Raw genomic sequence first — 24,993 nt, 5'->3', positions numbered from 1 at the left:
ATGAAAAAATCCTATGGATATGGTTGACTATCCAGGGTGCTTAAAAGCTTTTAATACACTTTATCACCGTTAAAGATAGAGTTTTTAACGATAACGTAATCTACATTGCGGATTGCTTCTAACTTATTTCCACCTGCATAAGAGATAGAGGACTGAAGATCTTGCTCCATTTCTGTTAATGTATCTTGCAAAGAACCTTTGTGCTCGACGAACATTTTCTTGCCTTCTACGTTTTTCTTTTCGCCTTTTTGAAATTCTGAAGCAGAACCAAAGTATTCTTTATAGAGTTTTCCATCTTTCTCAAACGTTTCTCCTGGTGATTCTTCATGTCCAGCAAATAATGAACCAATCATGACCATAGTTGCACCAAATCTAATCGATTTAGCGATATCGCCGTGTGTACGAATTCCTCCGTCAGCAATAATCGGCTTGCTTGCTGCCTTTGCACACCAACGCAGTGCAGCTAATTGCCAACCACCTGTTCCAAATCCGGTTTTAATTTTTGTAATACATACCTTTCCTGGCCCGATGCCTACTTTTGTCGCATCCGCACCAGCATGCTCTAATTCTCTTACGGCTTCTGGAGTGCCTACATTTCCAGCAATCACAAAACTATCAGGTAAGTATTTTTTAATATGTTGAATCATCTCTATGACTGCATTCGAATGACCGTGTGCAATATCAATTGTAATGTATTCAGGTACAAGCTGTTCCTCTGCTAATTGTTGGATAAATTCATACTCTTCATCTTTAACTCCAACGCTAATCGATGCGATTAATCCTCGTGATTGCATATCTTTAATAAAAGATACTCGCTTCTCTGGTTCGAAGCGATGCATCACATAAAAGTAGCCATTTTCTGCTAAGTAAATAGCAATCTTTTCATCTATAATAGTCTGCATATTGGCAGGTACTACAGGTAACTTAAATGTATGTTTCCCTAAAGTTACCGTTGTATCACATTCAGAACGGCTCTGTACTATACATCTTGCCGGAATTAATTGAATATCTTCATAATCAAACACATTATCCATGTTTTACACCTCTAAATACGAATATTTAATTAATGCTAAATAAAAATGTTCGTCCAATGGGTAATTTACATCATTATTATCAGTTTGTCAAAGCTTTTTATACTATAAGATTTCGCTTAGTGTTTTTTCTGATTTAAAAATTTTTTTAAAATCGAGTGAACGAAATTGGAAAGCAAAACGTCATAATAATAAATCGAAGCGGCGGAGGGAGGGAGAGCATGGAAGAAAGAGAGTGGGTTACTGCTGCAAAAAAGGGAGATGAGTACGCATTAGCTCAGTTGTTTCAACAAAATTATTCGTTTCTTGTTCATTATTTAATTAAGTTAACATATAGCCTTGAGCAGGCAGAAGATCTAGCGCAAGATACGATGGCAAAAGCGATTGAACATGTAGCGAAGTTCAATGGAAAATCGAAGTTTTCAACATGGCTGATCTCCATTGCCACACGCTTATATATCGATCAAAAACGAAGGCAAAAACGAGAACAATCGTGGCAAAAGCAGGAGCAAGCGTTAAGGATGATTCGGTGGCAGGCACAATCCGTTAATGAAGATTGGCACATGATGTTAGAGTCATTAGGAAAGTTAAAGGATGATTTTCGAATCCCCATTTTGCTAAAACATTACTATGGGTATTCGTACGAAGAAATTGCCGCTATGCTGCAAATAGCAGAAGGAACGGTAAAGTCCCGTGTTCATAAAGGAATTCAAATGGTGAGAAAGGAGTTAAATGAAGATGACAAAGGACAATATCCCGTCGGAAAAACAGTCGAGCAAAACTGAAGCAGAGTTTGTACAATCTATGAATCATAGTTTTGAAAAATTAGAGCAATCCTTTTCATTTACAACTCCAGATGTCAATTTTTTTGAACAAAAAATTGCAGAACAAAAAAAGCAAATACGGAAAAAGTGGCGTCAGGATCTTCTCCTGTTTAGTACGATAGCCATCATTATCCTTAGCCTGATGTTTACAGCGTTTTTTCAACAGCCCTATGTATTTGTCTTTTTACAAGTTATGACTGTCATTTCTTTAGTTGGCTATACAGGGTATGAATTTAGGAAGAGAAAGGAGCGGGTACATCATGAGTAAAGTCGATTTATATATACTGCCTATAGTTGCCCTGCTGCTGCTCATTCAAAGTATTTATTTGTTTACGGACGCTAGAAAAAATGGAATGAACTATTGGTTTTGGGGCATTATTGGGTTAATTCAAACACCTATGCCGCTTATCTTTTATTTATTAGTTAAACGTTCGCGAAAAAAAGAGGAGGATGAATTAAATGATTATCGTGACTACTGATTTTGTACCTGGAAAAGAAATTACAGAATTAAAGGGATTCGTTCGAGGGAACTGTGTCCAGTCTAAACATATTGGAAAGGATATTCTGGCAGGCCTTAGAACGATTGTTGGTGGTGAAATTGACGAATATACAGAAATGATGACAGAGGCGCGGCAGAAGGCTATTGGCAGGATGACAGAAGATGCAAAGGAAAAAGGGGCTAATGCGATTATTGCCGTTCGATTAGAAACTTCATCGATCATGCAAAATGCATGTGAGATTATTGCGTATGGTACGGCTGTTTATGTGGAATAGGCGTTCTTTATGAAGCTTGAAAGGGTGGAGACATATGGAAACATTTGATTTTATGTTAATTTTGCCATTAGTCATGCTGCAGCTTATTTTAATCATTATTACTTTACTAGATGTAGCGAAACGGGACGTATCGACTTTACAAGGAGAAAGTAAGCTCATTTGGGTATTAGTAATTTTGTTTATTAATATAATCGGTCCAATTATGTATTTAGTGATTGGAAAGAAAAAAGGGTAGATGGGGGAATTTTTTTATGATTTATTGTAAAGATTTAGTGAAAACTTTTCAATCATCAACCGCTGTGAAAGGCATTAATTTAGATATCAATCAATTTGGTTGTTTCGGTTTTTTAGGGGGAAATGGTGCGGGGAAAACGACAACTTTAAGAATGCTCGCGGGGCTCGCTAAACCGACATCTGGAGAAATAAAGGTAGCAGGTGTTGATGTTGTGAAAGAAAAAGATAAGATTGCTCATCTTCTTGGATATCTTCCGCAACATCCTGCTTTCTTTGACCATATGACTGGAAAACAGTGGGTGTATTGGGTTGGAGAATTATTTGGTTTGTCTAAAGAAGTGATTGCGGAGCGAACGGAATCATTATTAAAAGATTGTGGAATATGGGAAGCACGAAATCGGAAAATTGGAGAATATAGTGGAGGAATGAAACAACGCCTTGGTTTGGCTCAAGCGTTAATTAATCAACCGAAAGTGCTTATTTTAGATGAACCTGTTTCGGCTTTAGACCCTGTTGGACGCTATGAAGTATTACAGATGATTTCAAAACTAAAGAGAGATATGACGATTTTTATGTCTAGTCATATTCTAGAAGATGTCGAAAAAGTGGCGGATCATATTACGGTTATTGATAAAGGGAACATCCTGATTACATCGAGTTTAGCAGAATTAAAAAATAGGCATTCACACCCGATTATTACATTTGAACTGCTAGAGACGAATCATGAGTTTCTTCACATTTTAAATAATCAAGAGTGGATTGAAACGGTTCGAATGAATCTTAATGAATACCAAGTGACAGTGAAAGAACTAGAGATGGCTAAAAGACAGTTACCAAAACTTATCACGAATCAAAATTTGACGTTAATTAATTATCGAATTGAAACTGCGTCATTAGAGGATATTTATTTAAGGTTGGTGAGTTAATGTGTCTATGTTTTATACGTTATTAAAAAAAGAAATGAATGAATTAGTAAGCTCACATAAATTGTTAATTGTACCGATTGTATCGATTATTTTGATGATTACGTATCCAATTTCAATCAAGCTTCTTCCTACCTTGTTAGAGAGGGAATTACCAAAAGGGGCTACTGTGGATATACCGATGCCTACTGCACATGAAATTATGGCGAACGTCTTTTTGAATTTTGAAATGATGGGTGTATTAATTCTTATTCTTATTTCGATGGGAACCATTTCTGGTGAAAGAGATAAATCAATTGCACCGATGGTTTTAGTTAAGCCGGTCGGCCGAAATGTCTACTTTCTATCTAAATGGTTCACTTATTCCTTATTAGCTAGTGTAAGCTTTTTAATTGGAATGACAATAACAAGTTATTATACGAATTATCTTTTCGAGGAAAAACTAATTTGGGAAGACGTTGCTCTGGGCACCTTGTTGTATCTACCTATTTTATTATTTGTTATTACGCTTTCAATCTTTTTTTCTTCTTTTGTAAAAAATTCTGTATCAGGTGGTTTGCTTGCGTTTGTTACGTATCTTGTGATTACAAAAGTTCCTCAATATTTGCATGATTCGCTTCAATCTATTTCACCTTATAATCTGATACAAAATGCAAATCAAGTAATAAATGGAGATTCGTATGAAATTATGGTTCCTTTGTTTAGCACCTTATGTCTAATTTCCGTTTTGTTGTTGTTAGGCACATATGTATTTAGAAAACAGGAAATTTAAGATTATAATGAGATATTTTTATATTTTAAATAGGTATTTATGCACATTCCTTTTGGTTTATTTATAAATTTTATATAATTGTTCCATATACAACTAGGAGGAATGGCATGAGTATTTGCAGTTTTTCAGCTAGAAGAATGAATGGGCAGGAAGTATCTTTGGAGCAATATAAAGGAATGGTACTGGTTATTGTAAATACTGCTAGTAAATGCGGATTTACTCCGCAATATGAGGATTTACAGAAACTGTATAAACGATATGAGAATAAAGGATTAACGATTCTTGGATTCCCTTGCAATCAATTTGGAGAACAGGAACCAGGGGAAAATGAAGAAGTAGAAGCTTTTTGTCAGTTGAACTACGGTGTTTCTTTTCCGTTATTCAGTAAGGTGGAAGTAAGAGGAGAAGGTGCTCATCCTTTGTTTAAATATTTAACTTCAGTAGCGCCGTTTGAAGGTTTAACAAACAGTTTCAATGCGAAACTGTTGAAAGCAAGATTAGAGCAGGAATATCCTGAGTTATTGCCTGGAGATTCTATTAAGTGGAATTTCACCAAGTTTTTAATCGACCGCGACGGAAATGTGGTAAAGCGATTTGAATCAACGGATAGCCCCCTTGATATGGAAGGGGATATTGAAAAGTTATTATAAGCGGAAAAAAGACTGTCGAAAGCTCGACAGTCCTTTTTTTATTTCTCAAATAAATTAAAGATTCCTTTTACAACGCTTCCTTCGTCAGAAGAACCGCCATTATGCGGCATTGCTGCAAAAACGCGGCTTGATAGACGGCTGAATGGAAGGGATTGAATCCACACTTTACCAGGGCCACGCAATGTAGCGAAGAACAAGCCTTCACCGCCGAACAAGGCTGTTTTCACTCCTTTAACAAATTCAATATCATAATTCACACCGCTCGTCATAGCGACTAAGCATCCTGTATCAACGCGCAACATTTCGCCCGGAGCCAGTTGTTTTTCGTGAATAGTGCCCCCAGCATGAACGAAGGCCATGCCATCGCCTTCAAGCTTTTGCATAATAAACCCTTCACCACCGAAGAATCCGGCTCCCAGTTTACGTTGAAACTCAATCCCAATTGAAACCCCTTTGGCTGCTGCAAGGAAAGAATCCTTTTGACAAATAATTTTGCCGCCTAATTCACTTAAGTCCATTGGAATGATTTTTCCCGGATAAGGAGAAGCGAATGACACATGACTTTTGCCCGTTCCTTCGTTTGTAAAAGTCGTCATAAACAAACTTTCCCCGGTTAGGATACGTTTACCCGCACCAAACAGTTTGCCCATGATTCCACTGCTTCCCGCTGCCCCATCACCAAACACGGTTTCCATCTTAATGTTCCCATCCATCATCATAAAGCTTCCAGCTTCGGCAACGACTGTTTCTTTCGGATCTAATTCTACTTCAACAAATTGCATATCATCGCCAAAAATTTTGTAATCAATTTCATGATTATTCATCCGACTACCTCCATTTTTATACGTCTTCTTTCATTGTAAAAGAGGTTGAATAAATGTGCGAATGTTTTTTACAAAAATTGCTTTTTTAAGTGGTGGCTCTACCGATAGAGGTTTCACTCATCACTCTGATGAAGGCCATGTTCGTGGCTAGATTCTAGGCTGATGTCCTTCATGACCTTGATGAGGGACATTGCCAGGCTGGATTTCTAGAATGATATCCTTCATGACTTCGGGGACAGTCTCATTCTTATTGTATTGGGGTAAAAAGAGTAGGAGAGCAGGCAAAATCAACAACGTCCTATAACAGAAGCAAGAAGATAAACATAAACTACATTGTTCTTCAAGCTTTCAAAAGTGCTTTGCCAAAAAAATAAGATACGAATATAATTAAGCTTGGAAAGGGGCTAAAAGGTTAAAGTGTGATTACATAAATGCTTAAAAAAAGTGTAAAAACGAAAAAAGTTTGAAACGAGGACATTAAAATGAGTGCAATTACAAAGCAAAAACCCCGTAAACTTAAGGCGGTTTTACGCGCATTAATGGTTATTATTGGGGCCTTTACAACAGCATATGGACTAGAAGCGGTATTAATCCCAAACAACGTATCAGACGGTGGTGTGACAGGTCTAAGTATCGTTGGTTCACAATTAATTGGATTACCTCTGGGACTTCTAATTGCAGTATTGAATATTCCATTCGTATTTTTAGGATATAAACAAATTGGGAAAAGCTTTGCTATTTATTCGGTTATCGGTATTGCTTCACTAGCAGTCGGCACTATTCTTATGCATCATGTACCAACTATTATTCAAGGTGATACATTGTTAGTAACCGTTGTGGGTGGTATTATCATCGGTTTTGGAATGGGGCTAGCATTACGAAACGGCGGTGCATTAGATGGAATTGACATGTTAGCCGTATTACTTTCTCGAAAATTACCTTTTGGAACAAGTGATCTCATCTTATTCTTAAACATATTTGTCTTTATTGTTGTTTCCACGATATTCGGTCTTCAAGGCGCTATCTTATCGGCAATCGCTTACTTTATTGCTTCTAAAGTCATTCACATCGTTGAAGAAGGGTTAAGCGGTTCTAAAACCTTTAACATTATTACAAATCAACCTGAATTAATGGTAGAGACAATTCGTGATCGCTTAGGTCGCGGGGCAACGTATAAACTGGCTGAGGGCGGCTATTCAAACGAACAATTTAAAGAAATCACTTGTGTGATTAACCGTTTAGAAGAAAGCAAAATGAAAGAAATCATTCGTGAAATTGACCCTACTGCCTTTGTTACGGTATATGACGTAGCAGAAGTTAGGGGAGGCAACTTCAAAAAGCAGGATATTCATTAATTACATACGTGAAAATAGAACAACTAAAGTCATTAACGTGACGCTGTTACATATATGAATGGATTAAAAGGGACTTGCTGCGGCAAGTCCCTTTTTCCTTATTAGAGATGCATAGGCTCATAAAATTTATGAGTTTTAACAAAATATTTATTGATTTAAGATAGATATATCTAAAAAAATAAATATGATAACTGTCCATTTAAGCGAAGAGGCTGTCCTGAAAGCCATTTTTTATGACTTTTGGGGACGGCCTCTTGCTATTAGTATGTTTTTTATGTTCTGCATTTTAACGCCGTGAACTTCTTCTATTCGCTTTTTTTACCAGATGCTCGTTCTTCTTTTAATTTAAAATACGTATCTAAAGCTTGCTGGCCGATTCGTTTATTAATGTCGTCAGAGCCGCCGCTTTGATAGGCCCAAGGTACAACGATAGACATAGCGATTTCTGGATTATTATGAGGAGCATAACCAACGAGTGTTAAATTAGTCGTTGGTACTAGCCCGCTGAACTCATTTTTACGCGGTCCGTCATAGAAAGCTTCTGCTGTTCCTGTTTTAGCAGCTGGTCTATATGATTTTCCCATGAAATACTTAGCAGCTGTTCCACCGGCTTCTTGAGCGACTTGGCGGAATCCTTCTTGTACACGATCAATCCATACTTCCTGGCCGTTCAAATCGTTTAATACTTTCGGCTGAATTTGTTGAAAGACTGGTCCAATCGTTTCTTCATTACTAGGCTCGTGAATTTCTTTCACGATTTGCGGCTGCAGACGCTTCCCGCCATTTGCAATCGTGGAAACATATTGAGCTAATTGCATCGGAGTATAGGTATCGTATTGTCCGATTGATAAGTCTAGTAATAAACCAGGAAGAGTATCTGGTCCTCTTGCTCCAGGTGTTTCGTTTGGAAGGTCGATACCAGTTCGTACGCCAAGACCGAATTGGGCATAATGATTTCGCATAACGGAAAAGGCATTTGGATTTATTCGCAAGGCTTGACCTGGAACATAGTTTCCGCCGCCAATTTTAATCGCTGTTTGGAACATGTATACGTTGGATGATTTCTTTAAAGCTGTAATATCACTGACAGGACCTAAATTCGCATAGGAACCTTTTAACGTTCTGCCAATACGCATCTTTGTATCATAGAATGTTGTTCCTGGAGAAATGGCTCCTAGTTGAAAGCCTGTGTAGACGGTTGCTCCTTTGACAGATGACCCCATCGTATAGGACGTTGTAATATTTCCTAGTGCAAAGTCTTTAATTTCCATGGCTCCAGTTTCGCTGTTTCGTACATATTGCTTTCCTGCCATTGTTAATACTTCCCCTGTATTCGGGTCCATCAACACAACGAATGCTCGATCTAGTAAGTATGTATTTCCTTTTGCTTTTGTTCTTCGTAATTCTGTTTCGATAATTTCTTCAACAGCTAATTGCAGCTCCATATCGATTGTTAAAACTAAGTCTTTGCCTCGTTCTCCTTCGGAAAGTGGTTTTGTATCGACGACTTCTCCTTGTCGTAATACGGCTTCCATCTTCGCTTTCTTCCCATGAAGAATATCTTCATATTGTTTCTCTAGATAACTAAGCCCAACACGATCGTTACGGCTGTATCCCCGTGCTAAGTAATAGTCGATATTGTCGCGTGGGAGACCTTCGTCAGAAGAAGATACTTTCCCAATAACAGAGCGCAACGTTTCGTCATAAGGATAGTCTCTTTCCCAGTCAGTTGTAACACCTACGCCAGGCAGGGAGTCTAGTCGTTCACTCACTCTTGCGAATTCTTGCTCTGTTACGTCTTTATTTTTCACAATAGAAGGGGTGAGAGCGTAGCCGCTGTTGAATTCACGGAAAATAGCTAATATTTCAAGCTCATCAGCTGTGAATTTATCCAACTCTGTTTCTTTAATTCTCTCTAACTGAAGTTTATATAAATCTTTTTCTTCTAATTTATGGTTTTTAACTAGTTCTAAATCTTTATCAGTAATGAGAGCTTCTGCTTCTTTCTGATGTGTTAAAAGCCAAAAATCTTTTTTATCCCGTTCCGTAATTTTTTCCGTATTTTGCTCAATTAATGTAGCAAGCTTCTCTGCTGTTTCGAGCATTTCATTTGATTTAGTATTCGGATACTTCGTATAAGTAATCGCCTTAAGCGGCTTATTATCCACAATTGGATTGAAGTATCGGTCATACATTTTGCCGCGAGGAACCGGTGTGCTAATAGTATCATTTTCCGTTCGTTCAACTTCGCGTAAATATTCATCACCGTATACAATTTGTACGACTCCAAGCTTGATGATTAAACCAGAAAATAATAAAAAAACGATAAAAAATAGAAAATTCAATCGAAGAGAGACGGTTCTCCTTTTTTTCTTTTTCTTTTTCCCTTTATTCAATATTCATCATTCCTTACAAATATCGTTAGTTCCATGATATAGAAAATTCACTTTTATTTCTATGGTTTTGCAAAAATTACAGGAGTTTTACAATAAGTCAGTTTAGAAGAGAAAAAGTTTGAGTGTGCTTAAGTCTCTTTTTAAAAGTGAATCGATGTAAAAGATGGGTATATAAAACTATTAAAAAGTAAGGGATTTGTATTAATCTGCATATTAAGTAGGGGGTATGAAATAAATTAAGTCATAAGTACTATTTTTGCTTTAGTAATAAATAATCGCTAGGATGTATGAATCATCCTAGCGATTATCGATTATTGTGCAGTTATCGTGTGGCTTGCTTGGATCTTTTGCAGCGCTTGTTCAAAGTCTTGAATTAAATCATCAGCATTTTCTAATCCAACGGAAATTCGAAGTAAGCTATTAGTAATGCCGCGTTTTTCACGTTCATCAGCAGGCATAGCTGCATGAGACATTTTTACAGGATAAGATAGAATCGTTTCAACGGCCCCTAAGCTCACTGCAAAAACAGGTAATTGTACGTGATCGACAAATGTTCGGAGTGCTTCTTCATTTTCCAGTTCAAATGAAAGAACCGCGCCAGCTCCGCTTGCTTGATTATGTTGAATGTCGTATTGCGGATGATCAGCTAACCCTGGGTAATAGACGCTCTTAACAAGTGGATGCTGATTTAAATATTCCGCTATTTTTTGAGCTCCTTTTTGAGAATGCTCCATCCGTACAGATAATGTTTTTAACCCTCGCATTACTAGCCAAGCATCTTGTACGCCAAGTACTGCTCCGAATGCATTTTGAAGTGTACCAAGTCTAGCTGCTAGCTCGGGATCTTTCACAACAGCAAGTCCTGCTACAACATCGCTATGTCCAGATAGGAACTTCGTTGCACTATGAAGTACAATGTCGGCCCCTAGTTGAAGTGGTTTTTGTAAAGCTGGAGTTAGGAATGTATTGTCTACATACGTTAAGGCTCCAATTTCTTTAGCGAAATCACAAATTTGTTTAATATCGGTTACTTTAAGAGTTGGGTTTGATGGTGTTTCCATATAAATAGCTTTCGTATTCGGTCGAACCGCTGCTTTCACGCTTTCAAAATCTGTCATGTCGACAAATGTATGGTCAATGTTAAAGCGGTTTAATACAGTTGTGACCATTCGGAATGTTCCACCGTATACATCTTCTGTAACGACGATATGGTCACCTGCTGATAATAATAGGAAGGATGTTGAGATGGCCGCCATTCCTGATGCGAAAGCGAAACCATGTGTTCCCTCTTCTAGTTCAGCAATAATCGTTTCTAATGCTTCACGAGTTGGATTTAGACTGCGGCTATAATCGTATTTACCAAATTGATCAACATCAAATTGATGGAACGTAGATGCGTGCTGAATCGGAACGCTAACGGCACCAGTTGATGGGTCTACTTTATGTTCATTATGAAGCAAACGTGTTTCAAAGCTAAATTGTTCCCCGTTTTTCATTATAATACCTCCTGTTTTACACGAGCAAAAGCTTGTTCTAGGTCTTGAGTTAAATCGTTATAATCTTCAATGCCAACAGAGAAACGCAGCAGTCGATTACATACGCCAGTTGCAAGTCGCGTTTCTAACGGAATATCAGCATGTGTTTGCGTTGCAGGGTACGTAATGAAGCTTTCGACTCCGCCAAGGCTTTCAGCGAAACAAATTAATTGTAAAGATTGTAAGAATGGATTAACGGCTTTTTCATCGATAATGCGGAAGGAAAGCATGCCGCCTTTTCCTGGATAAAGTACATCTGTAACGCATTCATGATTTGTTAAATATTCAGCAAGTGCTTTAGCATTTTGTTCATGTTGTTTCATGCGCAGAGCTAAAGTCTTCATTCCGCGCATAAGAAGCCAAGAGTCGAATGGGCTCAATACAGCGCCATATCCATTATGGTGGAACGCTAACGCGTCACATAATTCTGTTCCTTTTGCGACAATCAATCCAGCTAGTACATCATTATGCCCGCCCAAATATTTCGTTGCACTGTGAATGACAATATCAGCACCTTCTAAAATTGGCTGTTGAAGGAGTGGGGTATAGAATGTGTTATCCACAATTAATATTAAGTTATATTTCTTAGCAATGTCGGCAACAGCTCGAATATCTGTTTCCTGCATAAGGGGATTTGTTGGGGTTTCTAGAAAGATGGCTTTTGTTTGCGGAGTAATTGCATCTTCAATTTCACTCAAACAACAAGTATCTACATATTTACAGCCTAAGCCCCATTTTTTAAACCCTTGTTCTAAAAGGCGGTACGTTCCACCGTATAAATCGCCGCTAACAATCCATTCATCGCCTGATTCAAATAAAGCTAAGATTGTCGCAATGGCTGCCATGCCTGAACTGCAAGCAAAGCCTCGATCGCCGGATTCAAGATCAGCGATTGCTTGTTCAAGAATTTGGCGAGTGGGATTTCCAGTACGAGTATAGTCAAATCCAGTCGATTGCCCAATTCCTTCATGTCGATAAGCAGTTGAGAAATAGACAGGAGGGTTGACTGTTCCTGTAGTTGTTTCGCTTCTATTTCCAATTTGAGCAAGATATGTTTCCTTTTTATACATCACCATCACGGCTCCTTTAAAGATACGAAATAAAAAAAAGTCTTCTTTAAGAAGAAGACTTTAATTTGAGTAAGTTGAGTCATTCTTCTTATCTGCCAAGTTACAGGAACTTGAGGAATTAGCACCTTTTCATTGATCATGGGTCAATGAAGGTTGCTGAGGTGTCAACGGGCCATTCCCTCGACCTCTCTGGATAAGAGTTGAAATAATTTGTTTTTTTTGAATTTACTATACATTTTTCTTAATGTCAATACCAATGGAAGATTTGTTCGATGATATCGTTAATCTTTATATTGTCTATTTTGTTTACAGACATACATAAACTAATGAATTTTTTCGTATAACGTACGAAAATAAGCTATTTTTTTGCTATATACATGGAAAACTTGTACAATGTAAATGAGAATCAATATCAATGAATGGCATGTGGTCTATTAAGAGAAACTAATTAACGGACTATATGATTTTATATGTAAATGGGAGGCAAGGAATAATGGAATTTAGAATTGAAAGTGACACGATGGGTGAGGTAAAGGTCCCTGCAGATAAATATTGGGGAGCTCAAACAGAGAGAAGTCGCAATAATTTTAAAATTGGTAAGGAAAAGATGCCAATTGAATTAATTCGGGCATTCGCTTATGTAAAACAAGCAGCAGCTAAAGTAAATCATAAGCTTGGAGATTTATCAGAAGCGAAGAAAAATGCTATTATAACGATTTGTAGAGAAATTTTGGATGGAACGCTTGATGAGCACTTTCCGCTTGTTGTTTGGCAAACGGGTAGTGGGACGCAAAGTAATATGAATGTCAATGAGGTTATTGCTAATAAAGGTAATAAGTGGTTGGAGGAGATTGGAGAATCGGAAAGACTTCATCCAAATGATGATGTAAATAAGGCACAAAGTTCGAACGATACGTTTCCAACGGCGATGCATATTGCTGCCTATATGGAAGTAGTCAATCAACTAATTCCAGCTATTAAAGTACTGCGTGATACGTTTAAAGAGAAGGAAAAAGAATTTTGGGATGTAGTGAAGATTGGTCGAACACATCTTCAAGATGCGACACCTCTTACATTAGGTCAAGAAATATCTGGATGGAGAGCGATGTTAGATAAGAGTTTAGCTATGGTAGAAGAGAGCAGTCAAAAATTATTGAACTTAGCTCTTGGTGGGACAGCGGTAGGAACAGGGATTAATACAGACCCTGAATTTCCAGAGGAATCAGCGAAACAAATTGCTGAGGATACGGGACATCCGTTCCAAACATCTGATAATAAATTTCATGCGCTGACAAGTCATGATGAAATGGTCTACGTCCACGGTGCGTTAAAAGCACTAGCTGCTGACTTAATGAAAATTGCTAATGATATTAGATGGTTAGCAAGTGGTCCAAGAAGCGGTATTGGCGAAATTGCGATTCCAGAAAATGAACCAGGAAGTTCTATTATGCCAGGTAAGGTAAATCCGACTCAAAGTGAAGCCTTAACGATGATTGCGACTCAAATCGTTGGAAATGATGCGACCATTGGATTTGCAGCCAGCCAAGGTAATTTCGAGCTAAATGTCTTTAAACCGGTTATTATTTATAATTTTTTACAATCGGTTAAATTATTAACAGAGGGAATTCTTTCTTTCAATAACAACTGTGCGGTTGGAATTACAGCGAATGAAGAAGCTATTAAACAAAATGTAGAACGATCTCTTATGCTTGTTACGGCGCTTAATCCATACATTGGTTATGAAAGAGCGGCGAAAATTGCGAAACACGCATTTAAGGAGAATTCTACTTTGAAAGAAGCAGCCCTTCAACTTGGTTATTTAACAGAAGAAGAGTTCGATAAATGGGTCGTCCCAGCTAATATGGTGAATAAATAAGAAAGTTTAATGTACCCTTTCGCATGATTGTGAAAGGGTACATTTGTCATGGTCTCAGAAATATGCACATGTACACTTAATATGCGAAGAAAATAAAGTAGAAATTAATGAATGATCGTAATGGAGATAACATCTATGAGGAATCAATCTATTTTTGAAGAAAAGTGATGGATTTCCCCATTCAGTACTGAATGGGCAAGTTCCATACTTCATAATTCATGGGATAATCTAAGCTTAAGACAAACAGGTGGTAATGCTTGTTGAAAGGACATCCAATGAAGGGATGCCTTTCTAAATGATGGTTTTAATTAAAAGGGAGGGTGTATTGGTGGACATTTTCAATTGGATTTGTGACGATTAAACGGTTACCAGAAAAGCTCCAATTCGCCAAATCATAGCAAAGGTATCTAGTTGGGATTTCATCATCATCTACTTCAATTGTTTTTAGACGAAGAAGCTCGCCTTCAAATGGCCGAAGTCTTTCTAATTCTTCTTCTAAGTTTATTGCTACTTCAAAACTAGGAGTCGTTTTCTGAATACCGTTACTCTCGAAGAGGACCTCTACTTGTTTCCACTCTACTGGATTAGAATCCGTCTTTTTTTCGAATAAATATACATCAGCAAACTGCATATTATCACTCCCTTTCTATATTATTCCAATTATAACATATACAGATAAAATAAAAAATACAAAAATACCTAAAAAGTTAAAATTTTACAGAAAATTCACAATTGTACGTTGTTTTTATCAGGTGAATAAATGCTTGAATATGTGAAAAAAATACTGTTTTAATCCAAATTTCAAACAAAGCTCTTTATTTAAATAAATAGGAAAATAAAAAAACCTCCTTTTTATTATTATTGTAGTAAAAGGTGTCGGCTTCTTAAAAAGGCAACTATTCTTACTTCGCTTGTGACATAATGAGCGTGAATCTTGCTTCAATCTTTAGTATGAATAATGTGAGGAATATCTATTCGTACTATAAAAAATTTTAGTTAGGGAGAAGCCTTATCTATGGATGATTTTTATTATATTCAATCCATATAAGGGGTAGTACTAATTTAGGTATCGAAAATTTTTAGTAAAGATGCATGATTCCATTAAATAGACGACTAGACAATCGATTTCTATTCATTGTAAAAAGGGAGATTTGTGTTTTTTAGATAAGGTTCCTTATAAGTAGGAAGTGGTGTGCAAGACTTAGAGATAATGGAAAATTGTAATGATTTTTTATATGTATCGAACTAAAAAAAGACGGTCTAAGGGAAAAATTCCATTTGGCCGTCTCTTTTATAACAATTATTTTACATAGTTTGTAGTAAGGCTTTCGAGTTCAGTCATTGCTTTTAGCACTTCGTCTACTGTGATGTTTGGAAAGAGGAGATAAATATCCTCACCAGGTTGAACGGCAAACTGAGCGATTTGCAGCAATTCTGCTTGTTGATTAATGGTTAATCCAATATCCGCTAATGTGCTAGGAAGGTGAACGGATTGATAGAAAGGAAGCAGTTGTTCAAGCTCCACGAATTTATTTTCGAGCACCAACTGTACGAGAATACCATAGGCTACTTTTTCTCCATGAAGCAAATGGTGTGTATGTGGAATCTTTGTCATTCCATTGTGAATGGAGTGAGCGCCTGCAATGCGAAGGTATTGATCCCCGAAACCGCCAACTAGTCCGCTTGTTACAATATTTGTTTCAATGACTCTCTTGAGTGCATTTGTCCAAGAGCCATTTTCTAAGTCTGTAAGAGCTTGCATACTATTCTCGATTAAAACTGATTTACATTGTTTGGCAGAAAGGTGGGCAAGGTCAATGCAAACGGATGTTTCCTCTAAACGTTCGACTAGTGCGTTTCCTTCGTACCATTTGGCAAGTGTATCGCCAATACCTGCTCTTAAAAAGTTTAGTGGAGAGTTAAGCAGAATGCGTGGTTCAATCATCGTAATCCATGCGCTTTTATGATGAATATCATAACGAACGTAAGCGCCGTTATCATCATAAATCACACTTAATGGAGTCCAAGCTGCACAAGTAGAGGCAAGAGTTGGGATAAGGATGGTATCTAGATTTATTTTATTCCCAATCGATTTAACAAGGTCCAGTACTTTGCCGCCACCGATGCCGATAACCGCTTCGATGTTGGATTCAACAGCAAACTGGCTGATACGTGTAATTTCTGTATCGCTGCATTCTCCGTTGTAAGCTGTGAACAAAGCCTCAATATATTCGAATTGAGGAAGGTACGGTTTTGCGACCTCTAAAGATTTTTCCCCGTGAACAAATAATACTTTTTGGATGTTCCCTGTTTGTAATTTTGTTTCCAATGTTTGAAGAATATTATATTCGCAGGCATAATTCGTCGGGCCGCTGCGAACTTCTAGTAAATGTTCCATATTTCTAACTCCTCTTTAAAGTAAGATAAAGGACCCGTCCGATAGTGGAGCAGGTCCTTTTGTCGTTTGTTTAATTATTTCTTCATCCACTCCGGTTTACCGAAGCCCTTAAACTCTTTGTCAATAACCGCTTCAAACTCATCTGATTCAACAGCTGCTTTAATATCTTTAGCAAATTGAGCGTCTACATTTTTCGTATCCACTACGACACGGTTACGATACTCATCTGGCATATTTTCAACAGCAATTGCATCTTCGATTTTCATTTTTGCTGCAATAGCAAAGTTTCCTGGTACAGCAGATAAGTCAACGCTATCTGTAGCACGTGGTAATTGAGCTGCTTCTAATGGTTTAATTTGGATGTTTTTCGGGTTACTTGTTACATCTTTTTCTGACAATGTTAACTGATTAGCAGCTGGATCAACTTCAATTAGTTTGGCATCTACTAGAATTTTTAGCGCACGAGCCATATTAGATGGATCATTTGGAACAGCGATAGATGTACCGTCTTTTATTTCATCTAAAGATTTATATTGTTTTGAATAAATTCCCATTGGTGCTGTTGGAACAACAATCAATTCAGAAAGTTGTAAGTTGTTTTCCTTTGCAAATGTTTCCATGTAGTATTTGTGTTGGAATAGATTTGCATCAATGGATCCATTGCTTAGAGCAAGGTTTGGTTGAACATAATCACTAAATTCAACGACTTCTACTTTATATCCGGCTTTTTCAAGTGATGGTTGAATCGCTTTTTTAACCATGTCAGCAAAAGGACCACTTGTTGCACCAATTTTAAGTTCTTTTTTCTCTTCAGTTGTGTTTGAAGCCGTATCTTTTTCTTCGTCTTTGTTATTGCCGCAAGCTGCTAAAGCAAGGGCAAGAACAAGAACGAGTAATAAGGATGCCCATTTTTTCATCTTGTAAATCCTCCTAAATATTGAATAATGTATTAAAACTTTCTATGAAGAAAGCAATAATTGTGCTTATCGTTTATCAACTAAATAAGAAAGCTTGTCCCCGATAATTTGAATGATTTGAACAAGGCAAATGAGAACAATAATCGTCAGAATCATAACGGTATTGTCGTAGCGGTAGTACCCGAAGCGGATGGCTAAATCGCCGATTCCTCCGCCGCCAATCGTCCCTGCCATAGCTGAGAACCCAATGAGTGAAATCGTTGTTAAGGTCAGACCTTGAATGATGCCTGGTTTTGCTTCAGCGAGCAGGACATCTTTAATGATCATCCATGGTGAAGCGCCAACGGCAATCGCCGCCTCAATAATGCCTTTATCAATTTCACGTAAAGAGGTTTCAACGATTCGAGCGAAAAACGGAATCGCTGCTACGGATAATGAAACAGAGGCAGCGATTGGTCCAATCGTTGTTCCTGTTATTAAGTTAGTGAAAGGAAGCAATGCTACTAATAGAATGATATATGGAATAGATCGTACAAGGTTTACGATGAATCCAAGCAGACTATTGATAAACGCATTTTCAAAAAATAAATTTTTTGCTGTTATAAAGAGTAAAACTCCAAGCGGTAAACCGAGAAACAGGGCGATGATAAGCGAGATGCCAACCATATACACCGTTTCTAGGAATGCTTTATTAAGATCGGGAAGTATAGCTGTAATCGATTCAAGCATGATGTATCACCTCCACATAGCTAGTTCGTTTGTTGATATAGTCTAAAGCCGCTTGAATGTCATTAGTGTTCCCGGTTAATTCAACAATAAGTATGCCTAAAGGAATGTTTTGGATATATTCGATTTTTCCGTGCAAAATATTGGCTTTTACAGGATGTTCTTGTAATAAGTCTGAAAGAATGGCCTCACTAGCGAGCTGTCCTTCAAATTTAATTTTGATAATGCTTCCTTTACTTTCCGTAATTAAATGAGAAGGAAGTTCAAAATCTAAGACGCTTTCGATAAATTGTTTCGTTAATGCTTGTTTAGGTTGAGCGAACACACCGTATACATCGCCTTCTTCAATTATGCGCCCATCTTGCATAACGGCTACCCGATGACAAAGTTCTTTTACAACCTCCATTTCATGGGTAATTAAGACGATTGTAATTCCGAACTCTTTATTAATTTTTTTCAGTAATTGTAAAATGGCTTTTGTTGTTGTTGGGTCAAGGGCAGATGTTGCCTCATCACATAAAAGAACGGTAGGATTGTTTGCTAATGCACGGGCAATTCCAACACGTTGTTTTTGTCCACCGCTTAATTGAGCAGGGTATACATCTTTTTTATCACTAAGACCAACGATTTCGAGTAATTCAAGCACACGTTTGCGAATGGCTTCAGGCGATTGATGTGCAGCTTTTAAGGCGAAAGCAACATTATCAAACACTGTTTTCGAACTGATGAGTGAAAAGTGCTGAAAAATCATTCCGATTTTCAGTCGTTGTTTTCGTAATGCTTGACCCGATAATTTCGTTAAATCAACACCATCAATAATTACTTGGCCTTTTGTCGGACGTTCTAATAAATTAATCGAACGAATTAAGGAGCTTTTACCAGCACCGCTATATCCAACAATTCCAAAAATTTCTCCTTTTTGAATCGTCAAGGATACATCATCAACTCCGACAACTCGACTTTTCTTCGTGATGTATTCCTTTCGTAACGATCGAATTTCAATCATGGACGTTCCCCCCTAAAAAAGCCTCTTTCTGAGTGAAAGAGGCGACATAATCTATATCACGACTTATCTTCCAGAATTGTATCTCTGCAGGAAGTAGCACCGTTCCTAAATAGGAGGTTGCCGGACGTCATTGGGCCTGATCCCTCGGTCACTCTTGATAAGTATTTATTATTTTGAGATATTTTAGAATATTTATATTAGAATATTATTTGTTATAGTTTGAAAAGTCAATATATTTTTTCAGTGAATAATGTAATAATATTCAAAAATCCTTGTATATTATTACATTATAGGATTTAACTTACTCTTTCTATCTGAAAATTGTTAGTTGAAGCTTAGGTGTATTTGTTATTTTTAGATAAGAAATAGATCTGTGATTTTGATGAATTTATTATTAGTTATGGAAGTGTGCCTTTCCATTCTTAATATTTTCCATATATTCCTTGTAAGTGTTATGTGTCTTATATACAGTTAATAGTAATAAGGCTTCATCTGATAGACATCAATAAAAACGAATGGGGGATAAGGATATAGAAAGGAAACGGGTAGGAGATGTAGAATGGGTACATGGAAAAGTAGAATCTGCGCAATCTAAGATGGGTGTAAATGTCTTTGTAACAGATGGTCTAATGATTGATACAGGGTCAGAGTCTTTACTGTCTGACTTGATTCCTTTTTTTCAGTCGGTCGATTTTGATCAAGTAGTGCTTACGCATTATCACGAAGATCATACAGGTGGTTGCGCTTGGATTCAAAAACATAAACAAGTACCATTATTTATTCATTCGATGTCGCTTGATGTTTGTTCAAAACAGGGAGAATATCCGGATTATCGTAAACGGATTTGGGGAGTGCGAGAAGGGTTTCAAGCACGCCCAATTGGAGAAACGATACAATCTCATCATCATACATGGAAGGCTATTTTTACACCGGGACATGCAAGGGATCATATGTCTTATTTGAATCAAAGCAACGGTGTACTTTTCTCAGGAGACTTATTTGTTACGCCAAAAACAAAAGTGATTTTGCAGGAGGAGTCTATTCCGACAATTATACATTCTATTAAGAAGGTATTGCGATATGATTTTCAAGAAGTTTTCTGTTGTCATGCAGGCTATCTTCCAAATGGAAGGGAACTATTTCAAGTTAAGCTTGACTATTTAGAAAATTTACAGGGAGAAATTATTCGACTGCATCAACAAGGGTTAACCGTTGAGGAGATTCAACAGAAGGTTTTCCCGAAGCAGTATCCGATTATAGAGTACTCGGACTATGAATGGGATTCGAAACATATTATTACGTCCATTCTTAGAAAGGCGCAATTCACTAGTGTAAGATGAATAGGTAGTAAATAAATGTGAGCTGACCTTATAGGGCCAGCTCACATTTAATTAATCTAAACTATTTACATTAGGAGGCGCTTCATCATAGAATTCATGAGCTTCTTCGATGTTTTGGTTATTACCTGATGTATAGACATTTCCTCCAGCCATTCCTTCATTGATAATACGGTCAACGTCTAAATAAACAGAGTCCTTTTTATCGTATTCTGAATCTTTCAAAAACGTATATTTTTCTTTGTCGTCCAAAATAATTCCCTCCTTAGCTTCTGTATTTTGCAACATACAGTGCTATCTTTAATTCAACTAGCCATCAGGGCAATGAAATACTGACGGAAGTTGTCATTATAGTTTGAGCAAGGAAGGGTCTTTTTTATTCAGCGTATATTTATAACGCAGAGGACCAGTTGTATCACTCATATACATGAAATAGCATGAGCTCATGTATAGCTTGTTTTAATTCAGCTTCTAAATTATCCGAAGGCTGTATGTTCTTCCATTCAATTTGTCCATCTTTATGGTAAATGGCTTGATAATGTTGTTTGTTTACATAAAAAGAAATTTTCCAGCCAGGTAAAGTATTGTCTTTGAACAACGGTTTCCATTGAAAATGAGTAATCATGAAAAAACCTCCTCTATAGCTATTTCCATTTGTTTCATTATACTGGAAAAAAGAATAGAAGAGGTTATTTTTTATCATCATTTGGGTATTTTAATTCAATAAATAAATTTTTTAATTGATGCAGTCGAGTTGTTTCAATATCGGTTTCATCGAATTGCATCGGTTTTGAATTAACTTCATAAATAAAGAGCTCTCCTGCTTCATTTTCACCAAGATCAATTGAAAATTCACCGATAAAGCCTAATTGATTAGATAGAACGGCACCGCAAGTTTGAGCAATTTCTGTTAATTGTTGATCTAAAGCTGGTGTTGTCACTTCATCGTAAGGAATGATTTTCCCTCCCGTTGGCACATGAGTTGTGATTTCTTGTGTTTGTGACATCCTGACACCTTTCCCGCTTAGCTTGAAACGGCCTTGTTCGTAATGAACAAGCAGACGGTAATCATAGCGGTGTCCATTTTTCCTCTTAGGAACAATCGCTTGTTGAGCTAAATATTTCTTCGATTGAAGCTGCTGTTTGTAAACATCCCAATAGGCTTGAAGAGTAGGGAATGTTTCTACTTCTGTCGGACTTACTAATTGGATGGATTTATCTCGTTTACGAGTTAAGGTATGAATCCCTTTGCCCCGATTTCCATCTCTAGGTTTTAAATAAATGGTTGAATAGATGCGAAGAAAAGAAGCTAATTGATTTACATTGTCGACAACGATAGTTTTCGGTAGAAGCTGCTTAAGCCTTTCGTGTTGTTGAAAGGTTGTATACATCTCATATTTATCAATAAAACAAGGGTTGAACATCTTAATGTGCTTGTTGGAGAATAGAGTTTTTAGTTGTTGAAAGGAGTCAGATGCTTCAAAGGGACGTGATGGAATTCGGTTATAGACAATATGAGGGAGAGGGATGTTAATTTTTTTCCAGGTGTTCAGTTCGGAACAGTATATAAATCCATAAGGTTGTTCCTGCAGGATATCGTTTGCTGTGAAAACATAACATAAAATACCGTGCTGTAATAAATAAGAATGCAAGGATTGGAACAAGGGAAGGTTCCCGCCCAATCCTATTTTGTTCTTTCCGTTTGTTGTTGTTAAAATGCCAACTGTTAATATTTCGTTCCTATGAAAGGGTTTTACGTCAAAGCTTTGAACGTCTTGAAGAAATAAGGGATGTTGATAAGGGATTTCTATTTGATCAGCTCCGAACGTAATGGTTAATCCGTTTTGCCCGTGCCACCACTGTTTAGTTGATGAGTTATAAAAGATTTTCATTTTATAACACCGATAGCGTGCGTGATCGATTGTTCGGCGAGATAAACAGCATAATCTAAGCTCATTTTCCTTGTTAAAAGTTCAAACTCTTGAAGTTCAGGGTGGGAGAAGATAGAGCGGCCAGGTTTGGAATTAGCTTCAAACATCCATACTTGACCGTGTTTATCAAGCCCTAGGTCAAAGCCGATTTCTGCGATAATTCCATCAAGATGATTTTCAATGCTTTCACTTAAAGTAAGTGCAGCTTTTGTTAGCTTTTGTTCTATCTCTAGTGTCGTTTTGCGATCTTCGAATAGTTCTTGGATGGTTTTAATGACTCCGCCGTTTTTTACATGAGTCGTAATGCTGCCGGATCCTGCTACTTTTGCTGCAATAGCCGTGACTTGCCACTCGTCTTGGTTGTTTTTATTCGTATGAACTCGAAAATCGACAGGGCGTTTTTCGGAACGCATAAGAGGAATTCCTTGTTGAACAATTAGATTTTCCAACGGGCGATTTCGAAAAACATGATTCATTAGAGCTTCTAAAGATGAAAAACGTTGTAGTTTAGTTTCTTCTTTTTCGTTTGTATATCGGCAATAATACATATGTTCATGCTTATCATACAAAATTTGATGAATGCCAAGTCCGAGGCTTCCATGGACGGGTTTAATAAACACTTGTCGGTAGTTTGAAAGTAAATGCTCGATTGTAGAAAAAGAAGAAAGAGGATATGTTTCTGGTAAGTAAGGGAGTGCTTTTTTATCATCACTTAATCGTTCATAGACATCCCATTTATTAAAAAAACCTGGATTATACCATGGAATCCTATATATTTTTTGGAATTTGCGTTTGACTTCTTTGGGACCGCCTTGGTTCTCTGTTCTTCGATTCGGAAGCCGGTCGTAGATAACATTTGGAAGTGGGAAATCATTCATTTTCCATTCATTCTCTTCGTATATAAGCCCATGAATCGTTTCATCATCCCAATTAATATGCTGCTCACCGAAAACAAAGGGAATACAACCTGTTTCTGTATTAAGTGAAAGTAACTTAGAGAAAAAATGAGACCGTTCGCCCAGCGGTTTATTATGAAATCCAGTAAATCCAGATGAAAAGATACCAACGAGCGGTCCAATATGAAGTCGGTTTTTATCTGCAAATAGATGAAGCGGTGTATTTGTTTCGGTAAATCGTAAAGAGTTTGCTAAGCTTTCTGATAGGACAATCTTCTGTGTATTAGCAGGATTTCGTTTTACAGCAGCGGGACAGGAATGCTGCCCAAAACAAACGATGTCAATGGCAGCAAATTCTAGCTCTGAAGGATAGAAAAGTATATCGTTCGGAAGCTTTGTAATCTCAACAGGATACACGTTCTTCATAAAGTAATTATTCACCTGCTTTCAAGAGAGAGTGAGCTAAATATTGACTGTATAAAATAGGGGAGTGATAGAGCTGATCGTATTGGTCAGGATAGAGTACTTCAATCATTTTTCTTCCTGGCTTTGAATTAATATCTAAAATCCACACCTGACCACTTCGGTCGACTCCAAGATCAATGCCAAGTTCGAATAATCGGTGGAAGGTTGCTTCTACTTGTTCAGGCAGTATCCGTAAAATATGGTGAATCGTTTGTTCGGCGGCTAGTGGAAGGACGTCACGGTATTGCTGTAAGAAGGCTGTAATTGGAAGAAAGAGTCCGCCTGTAGCAATGTTAGCGGTAATATGATCTTTTTGTCCGAGGCGAATGCCGCGCCCTTTTTCCACCCATTGATTTCGTTTGTCTTTTTGCATCAGAATGCGGAAATCGAATGGTTCATTTTGAGCAGTGGCCAGTTCTAAATAAGGCTGACAAAGGTAACTGTAGCGTTGTAGTAAGCGATCGACCCATTTATTTAATTGTGATTTCGATTGAAAGAGGCGTTTGTAAGTTTCTGTTTTCTTCGTCATTGTGACGTTTGTGCCGGTATCTGTTCTCTCGAGTAAGTAAATGCCTGTTCCGCGTGCACCGAAAGAGGGTTTTAAAACGATTCGTTCGTGCTCCTCTAGCTGTGTCCACATATCTTCCGCTGTTTCAATTTGTACGGTTTTTGGTAAAAATGCTTGCAAAAGAGGATGGTCTTTCAGCGCTTTATAGACATCCCATTTACTAGGGAGACCGTACCCTAAAAAGACGCTCTGTTTTTTGAGCCAATTTACTTTTTCTGTGATTTCAGTTGTTTCACGAGTTAAACCATAGAAACTGCGATCATAAACAAAATCGGGCAGAGGGACCGTTTTGTTCATCCAGCTTTCCTTTTCGGAGTCCCATATCTCTGCTTGGATCTCCTTTGTTTTTATATCAATTTGAAGAGGCGAGAAACGACAAACCTCCACTTGATGCTGCTGGGCAGCTTTGGCTAATTCCGTTACATACTGCTGTTCATTTGAGAAATTTGTCGTCATAATTCCAAATAGCATATAGAGACAAACTC

Annotated in this window: 26 protein-coding genes and 2 riboswitches; of the genes, 11 read left to right on the top strand and 15 right to left on the bottom strand. The window is 37.4% G+C overall.

Translation table 11 applies throughout. The features are described 5' to 3' along the window. Positions 1-50: 50 nt before the first annotated feature. Positions 51-1,034, bottom strand: coding sequence for a GMP reductase (gene guaC, locus ACE199_RS08780; RefSeq protein WP_375349406.1), 984 nt, complete (start codon positions 1,032-1,034; stop codon positions 51-53). 218 nt (positions 1,035-1,252) lie between these two features. On the opposite strand from guaC, the gene sigY reads away from it, so the two are divergent. The 8 genes from sigY (at position 1,253) to ACE199_RS08740 (ending at position 5,208) form a co-directional block, all read left to right on the top strand. Next, complete coding sequence (sigY, locus tag ACE199_RS08775; protein ID WP_252293164.1) at positions 1,253-1,816, top strand: RNA polymerase sigma factor SigY; 564 nt, start codon at positions 1,253-1,255, stop codon at positions 1,814-1,816. After that, positions 1,770-2,123: a YxlC family protein gene (locus ACE199_RS08770; RefSeq protein ID WP_375349405.1), complete on the top strand. Its 354-nt coding sequence runs from the start codon at positions 1,770-1,772 to the stop codon at positions 2,121-2,123. The genes sigY and ACE199_RS08770 overlap by 47 nt, the downstream gene beginning before the upstream one ends. After that, the gene (locus ACE199_RS08765; protein WP_252293168.1) at positions 2,116-2,334 is read left to right on the top strand and encodes a sigmaY antisigma factor component; all 219 of its coding nucleotides are present in this window, start codon (positions 2,116-2,118) and stop codon (positions 2,332-2,334) included. Before ACE199_RS08770 ends, ACE199_RS08765 begins: the two co-directional genes overlap by 8 nt. Next, the gene (locus tag ACE199_RS08760; protein WP_375349404.1) at positions 2,315-2,629 is read left to right on the top strand and encodes a YbjQ family protein; all 315 of its coding nucleotides are present in this window, start codon (positions 2,315-2,317) and stop codon (positions 2,627-2,629) included. Before ACE199_RS08765 ends, ACE199_RS08760 begins: the two co-directional genes overlap by 20 nt. Positions 2,630-2,663: 34 nt before the next feature. Beyond that, entirely contained in the window at positions 2,664-2,864 is a 201-nt protein-coding gene (locus tag ACE199_RS08755) for a PLD nuclease N-terminal domain-containing protein (RefSeq protein ID WP_375349403.1), read from the top strand. A 16-nt stretch (positions 2,865-2,880) separates the two neighbouring features. Beyond that, positions 2,881-3,789 carry an ABC transporter ATP-binding protein gene (locus ACE199_RS08750; RefSeq protein ID WP_375349402.1) on the top strand — a complete coding sequence of 303 codons (909 nt, stop codon included), beginning with the start codon at positions 2,881-2,883 and terminating at the stop codon, positions 3,787-3,789. Between the two features lie 7 nt (positions 3,790-3,796). After that, positions 3,797-4,558 (top strand): ABC transporter permease, encoded by a 762-nt coding sequence (locus ACE199_RS08745; protein WP_375349430.1) that lies wholly within the window; start codon positions 3,797-3,799, stop codon positions 4,556-4,558. A 107-nt stretch (positions 4,559-4,665) separates the two neighbouring features. Next, positions 4,666-5,208 (top strand): glutathione peroxidase, encoded by a 543-nt coding sequence (locus ACE199_RS08740; RefSeq protein ID WP_375349401.1) that lies wholly within the window; start codon positions 4,666-4,668, stop codon positions 5,206-5,208. 38 nt (positions 5,209-5,246) lie between these two features. On the opposite strand, the gene ACE199_RS08735 is transcribed toward ACE199_RS08740, so the two are convergent. Then, positions 5,247-6,032 (bottom strand): TIGR00266 family protein, encoded by a 786-nt coding sequence (locus ACE199_RS08735; RefSeq protein ID WP_375349400.1) that lies wholly within the window; start codon positions 6,030-6,032, stop codon positions 5,247-5,249. Between the two features lie 482 nt (positions 6,033-6,514). On the opposite strand from ACE199_RS08735, the gene ACE199_RS08730 reads away from it, so the two are divergent. Then, the gene (locus tag ACE199_RS08730; protein ID WP_127759217.1) at positions 6,515-7,387 is read left to right on the top strand and encodes a YitT family protein; all 873 of its coding nucleotides are present in this window, start codon (positions 6,515-6,517) and stop codon (positions 7,385-7,387) included. A 305-nt stretch (positions 7,388-7,692) separates the two neighbouring features. Here ACE199_RS08730 and ACE199_RS08725 read toward each other — a convergent pair whose 3' ends face one another. The 3 genes from ACE199_RS08725 to ACE199_RS08715 form a co-directional block, all read right to left on the bottom strand. Continuing rightward, positions 7,693-9,786 carry a peptidoglycan D,D-transpeptidase FtsI family protein gene (locus ACE199_RS08725; protein ID WP_375349429.1) on the bottom strand — a complete coding sequence of 698 codons (2,094 nt, stop codon included), beginning with the start codon at positions 9,784-9,786 and terminating at the stop codon, positions 7,693-7,695. A gap of 308 nt (positions 9,787-10,094) precedes the next feature. Beyond that, positions 10,095-11,279, bottom strand: coding sequence for a cystathionine beta-lyase (gene metC, locus ACE199_RS08720; RefSeq protein ID WP_375349399.1), 1,185 nt, complete (start codon positions 11,277-11,279; stop codon positions 10,095-10,097). After that, entirely contained in the window at positions 11,279-12,388 is a 1,110-nt protein-coding gene (locus ACE199_RS08715; protein WP_375349428.1) for a methionine biosynthesis PLP-dependent protein, read from the bottom strand. Before ACE199_RS08715 ends, metC begins: the two co-directional genes overlap by 1 nt. 85 nt (positions 12,389-12,473) lie before the next feature. Next, positions 12,474-12,588: riboswitch (SAM riboswitch) on the bottom strand. 293 nt (positions 12,589-12,881) lie between these two features. Between ACE199_RS08715 and fumC the strand changes: the two genes are divergently transcribed. After that, entirely contained in the window at positions 12,882-14,264 is a 1,383-nt protein-coding gene (gene fumC / locus ACE199_RS08710) for a class II fumarate hydratase (RefSeq protein WP_375349398.1), read from the top strand. 304 nt (positions 14,265-14,568) lie between these two features. On the opposite strand, the gene ACE199_RS08705 is transcribed toward fumC, so the two are convergent. The 5 genes from ACE199_RS08705 to ACE199_RS08685 form a co-directional block, all read right to left on the bottom strand. Further along, positions 14,569-14,895 carry a hypothetical protein gene (locus tag ACE199_RS08705; protein ID WP_127759222.1) on the bottom strand — a complete coding sequence of 109 codons (327 nt, stop codon included), beginning with the start codon at positions 14,893-14,895 and terminating at the stop codon, positions 14,569-14,571. Between the two features lie 669 nt (positions 14,896-15,564). Then, positions 15,565-16,662 (bottom strand): iron-containing alcohol dehydrogenase family protein, encoded by a 1,098-nt coding sequence (locus ACE199_RS08700; RefSeq protein WP_375349396.1) that lies wholly within the window; start codon positions 16,660-16,662, stop codon positions 15,565-15,567. Between the two features lie 74 nt (positions 16,663-16,736). Next, positions 16,737-17,579, bottom strand: a complete 843-nt coding sequence (locus tag ACE199_RS08695; RefSeq protein WP_375349395.1) for a MetQ/NlpA family ABC transporter substrate-binding protein — start codon at positions 17,577-17,579, stop codon at positions 16,737-16,739. Positions 17,580-17,645: 66 nt separating this feature from the next. Beyond that, complete coding sequence (locus tag ACE199_RS08690; RefSeq protein ID WP_375349394.1) at positions 17,646-18,308, bottom strand: methionine ABC transporter permease; 663 nt, start codon at positions 18,306-18,308, stop codon at positions 17,646-17,648. Further along, positions 18,301-19,311 carry a methionine ABC transporter ATP-binding protein gene (locus tag ACE199_RS08685; protein ID WP_375349393.1) on the bottom strand — a complete coding sequence of 337 codons (1,011 nt, stop codon included), beginning with the start codon at positions 19,309-19,311 and terminating at the stop codon, positions 18,301-18,303. Before ACE199_RS08685 ends, ACE199_RS08690 begins: the two co-directional genes overlap by 8 nt. Positions 19,312-19,371: 60 nt before the next feature. Next, positions 19,372-19,475: riboswitch (SAM riboswitch) on the bottom strand. A 351-nt stretch (positions 19,476-19,826) separates the two neighbouring features. On the opposite strand from ACE199_RS08685, the gene ACE199_RS08680 reads away from it, so the two are divergent. Next, entirely contained in the window at positions 19,827-20,651 is an 825-nt protein-coding gene (locus tag ACE199_RS08680) for an MBL fold metallo-hydrolase (protein ID WP_375349392.1), read from the top strand. Positions 20,652-20,702: 51 nt separating this feature from the next. On the opposite strand, the gene ACE199_RS08675 is transcribed toward ACE199_RS08680, so the two are convergent. The 5 genes from ACE199_RS08675 to ACE199_RS08655 form a co-directional block, all read right to left on the bottom strand. Then, complete coding sequence (locus ACE199_RS08675) at positions 20,703-20,900, bottom strand: hypothetical protein (RefSeq protein WP_375349391.1); 198 nt, start codon at positions 20,898-20,900, stop codon at positions 20,703-20,705. A gap of 163 nt (positions 20,901-21,063) precedes the next feature. Further along, entirely contained in the window at positions 21,064-21,273 is a 210-nt protein-coding gene (locus ACE199_RS08670) for a YheE family protein (protein ID WP_375349390.1), read from the bottom strand. A gap of 64 nt (positions 21,274-21,337) precedes the next feature. Beyond that, on the bottom strand, positions 21,338-22,540 hold the full coding sequence (locus tag ACE199_RS08665) for a YheC/YheD family endospore coat-associated protein (RefSeq protein ID WP_375349388.1): 1,203 nt from the start codon (positions 22,538-22,540) through the stop codon (positions 21,338-21,340). Continuing rightward, positions 22,537-23,901: a YheC/YheD family endospore coat-associated protein gene (locus ACE199_RS08660; RefSeq protein WP_375349387.1), complete on the bottom strand. Its 1,365-nt coding sequence runs from the start codon at positions 23,899-23,901 to the stop codon at positions 22,537-22,539. The genes ACE199_RS08665 and ACE199_RS08660 overlap by 4 nt, the downstream gene beginning before the upstream one ends. A 7-nt stretch (positions 23,902-23,908) precedes the next feature. Continuing rightward, positions 23,909-24,979, bottom strand: coding sequence for a YheC/YheD family endospore coat-associated protein (locus ACE199_RS08655; protein ID WP_375349386.1), 1,071 nt, complete (start codon positions 24,977-24,979; stop codon positions 23,909-23,911). Positions 24,980-24,993 lie beyond the last annotated feature (14 nt).

Source organism: Peribacillus sp. Hz7 (genome assembly GCF_042136355.1).
Taxonomy (GTDB): Bacteria; Bacillota; Bacilli; order Bacillales; family DSM-1321; genus Peribacillus; species Peribacillus asahii_A.
The sequence above is the reverse complement of the archived record's forward strand: the minus strand, read 5'-3'. Positions and strand labels throughout refer to the sequence as shown.

Coding starts and splice junctions, on each gene's coding strand:
- guaC (WP_375349406.1), bottom strand. CDS start 1,034: ATGGATAATGTGTTTGATTATGAAGATATTCAATTAATTCCGGCAAGA.
- sigY (WP_252293164.1), top strand. CDS start 1,253: ATGGAAGAAAGAGAGTGGGTTACTGCTGCAAAAAAGGGAGATGAGTAC.
- ACE199_RS08770 (WP_375349405.1), top strand. CDS start 1,770: ATGACAAAGGACAATATCCCGTCGGAAAAACAGTCGAGCAAAACTGAA.
- ACE199_RS08765 (WP_252293168.1), top strand. CDS start 2,116: ATGAGTAAAGTCGATTTATATATACTGCCTATAGTTGCCCTGCTGCTG.
- ACE199_RS08760 (WP_375349404.1), top strand. CDS start 2,315: ATGATTATCGTGACTACTGATTTTGTACCTGGAAAAGAAATTACAGAA.
- ACE199_RS08755 (WP_375349403.1), top strand. CDS start 2,664: ATGGAAACATTTGATTTTATGTTAATTTTGCCATTAGTCATGCTGCAG.
- ACE199_RS08750 (WP_375349402.1), top strand. CDS start 2,881: ATGATTTATTGTAAAGATTTAGTGAAAACTTTTCAATCATCAACCGCT.
- ACE199_RS08745 (WP_375349430.1), top strand. CDS start 3,797: ATGTTTTATACGTTATTAAAAAAAGAAATGAATGAATTAGTAAGCTCA.
- ACE199_RS08740 (WP_375349401.1), top strand. CDS start 4,666: ATGAGTATTTGCAGTTTTTCAGCTAGAAGAATGAATGGGCAGGAAGTA.
- ACE199_RS08735 (WP_375349400.1), bottom strand. CDS start 6,032: ATGAATAATCATGAAATTGATTACAAAATTTTTGGCGATGATATGCAA.
- ACE199_RS08730 (WP_127759217.1), top strand. CDS start 6,515: ATGAGTGCAATTACAAAGCAAAAACCCCGTAAACTTAAGGCGGTTTTA.
- metC (WP_375349399.1), bottom strand. CDS start 11,279: ATGAAAAACGGGGAACAATTTAGCTTTGAAACACGTTTGCTTCATAAT.
- ACE199_RS08715 (WP_375349428.1), bottom strand. CDS start 12,388: ATGTATAAAAAGGAAACATATCTTGCTCAAATTGGAAATAGAAGCGAA.
- fumC (WP_375349398.1), top strand. CDS start 12,882: ATGGAATTTAGAATTGAAAGTGACACGATGGGTGAGGTAAAGGTCCCT.
- ACE199_RS08705 (WP_127759222.1), bottom strand. CDS start 14,895: ATGCAGTTTGCTGATGTATATTTATTCGAAAAAAAGACGGATTCTAAT.
- ACE199_RS08700 (WP_375349396.1), bottom strand. CDS start 16,662: ATGGAACATTTACTAGAAGTTCGCAGCGGCCCGACGAATTATGCCTGC.
- ACE199_RS08695 (WP_375349395.1), bottom strand. CDS start 17,579: ATGAAAAAATGGGCATCCTTATTACTCGTTCTTGTTCTTGCCCTTGCT.
- ACE199_RS08690 (WP_375349394.1), bottom strand. CDS start 18,308: ATGCTTGAATCGATTACAGCTATACTTCCCGATCTTAATAAAGCATTC.
- ACE199_RS08685 (WP_375349393.1), bottom strand. CDS start 19,311: ATGATTGAAATTCGATCGTTACGAAAGGAATACATCACGAAGAAAAGT.
- ACE199_RS08680 (WP_375349392.1), top strand. CDS start 19,827: ATGGGGGATAAGGATATAGAAAGGAAACGGGTAGGAGATGTAGAATGG.
- ACE199_RS08670 (WP_375349390.1), bottom strand. CDS start 21,273: ATGATTACTCATTTTCAATGGAAACCGTTGTTCAAAGACAATACTTTA.
- ACE199_RS08665 (WP_375349388.1), bottom strand. CDS start 22,540: ATGAAAATCTTTTATAACTCATCAACTAAACAGTGGTGGCACGGGCAA.
- ACE199_RS08660 (WP_375349387.1), bottom strand. CDS start 23,901: ATGAAGAACGTGTATCCTGTTGAGATTACAAAGCTTCCGAACGATATA.
- ACE199_RS08655 (WP_375349386.1), bottom strand. CDS start 24,979: ATGCTATTTGGAATTATGACGACAAATTTCTCAAATGAACAGCAGTAT.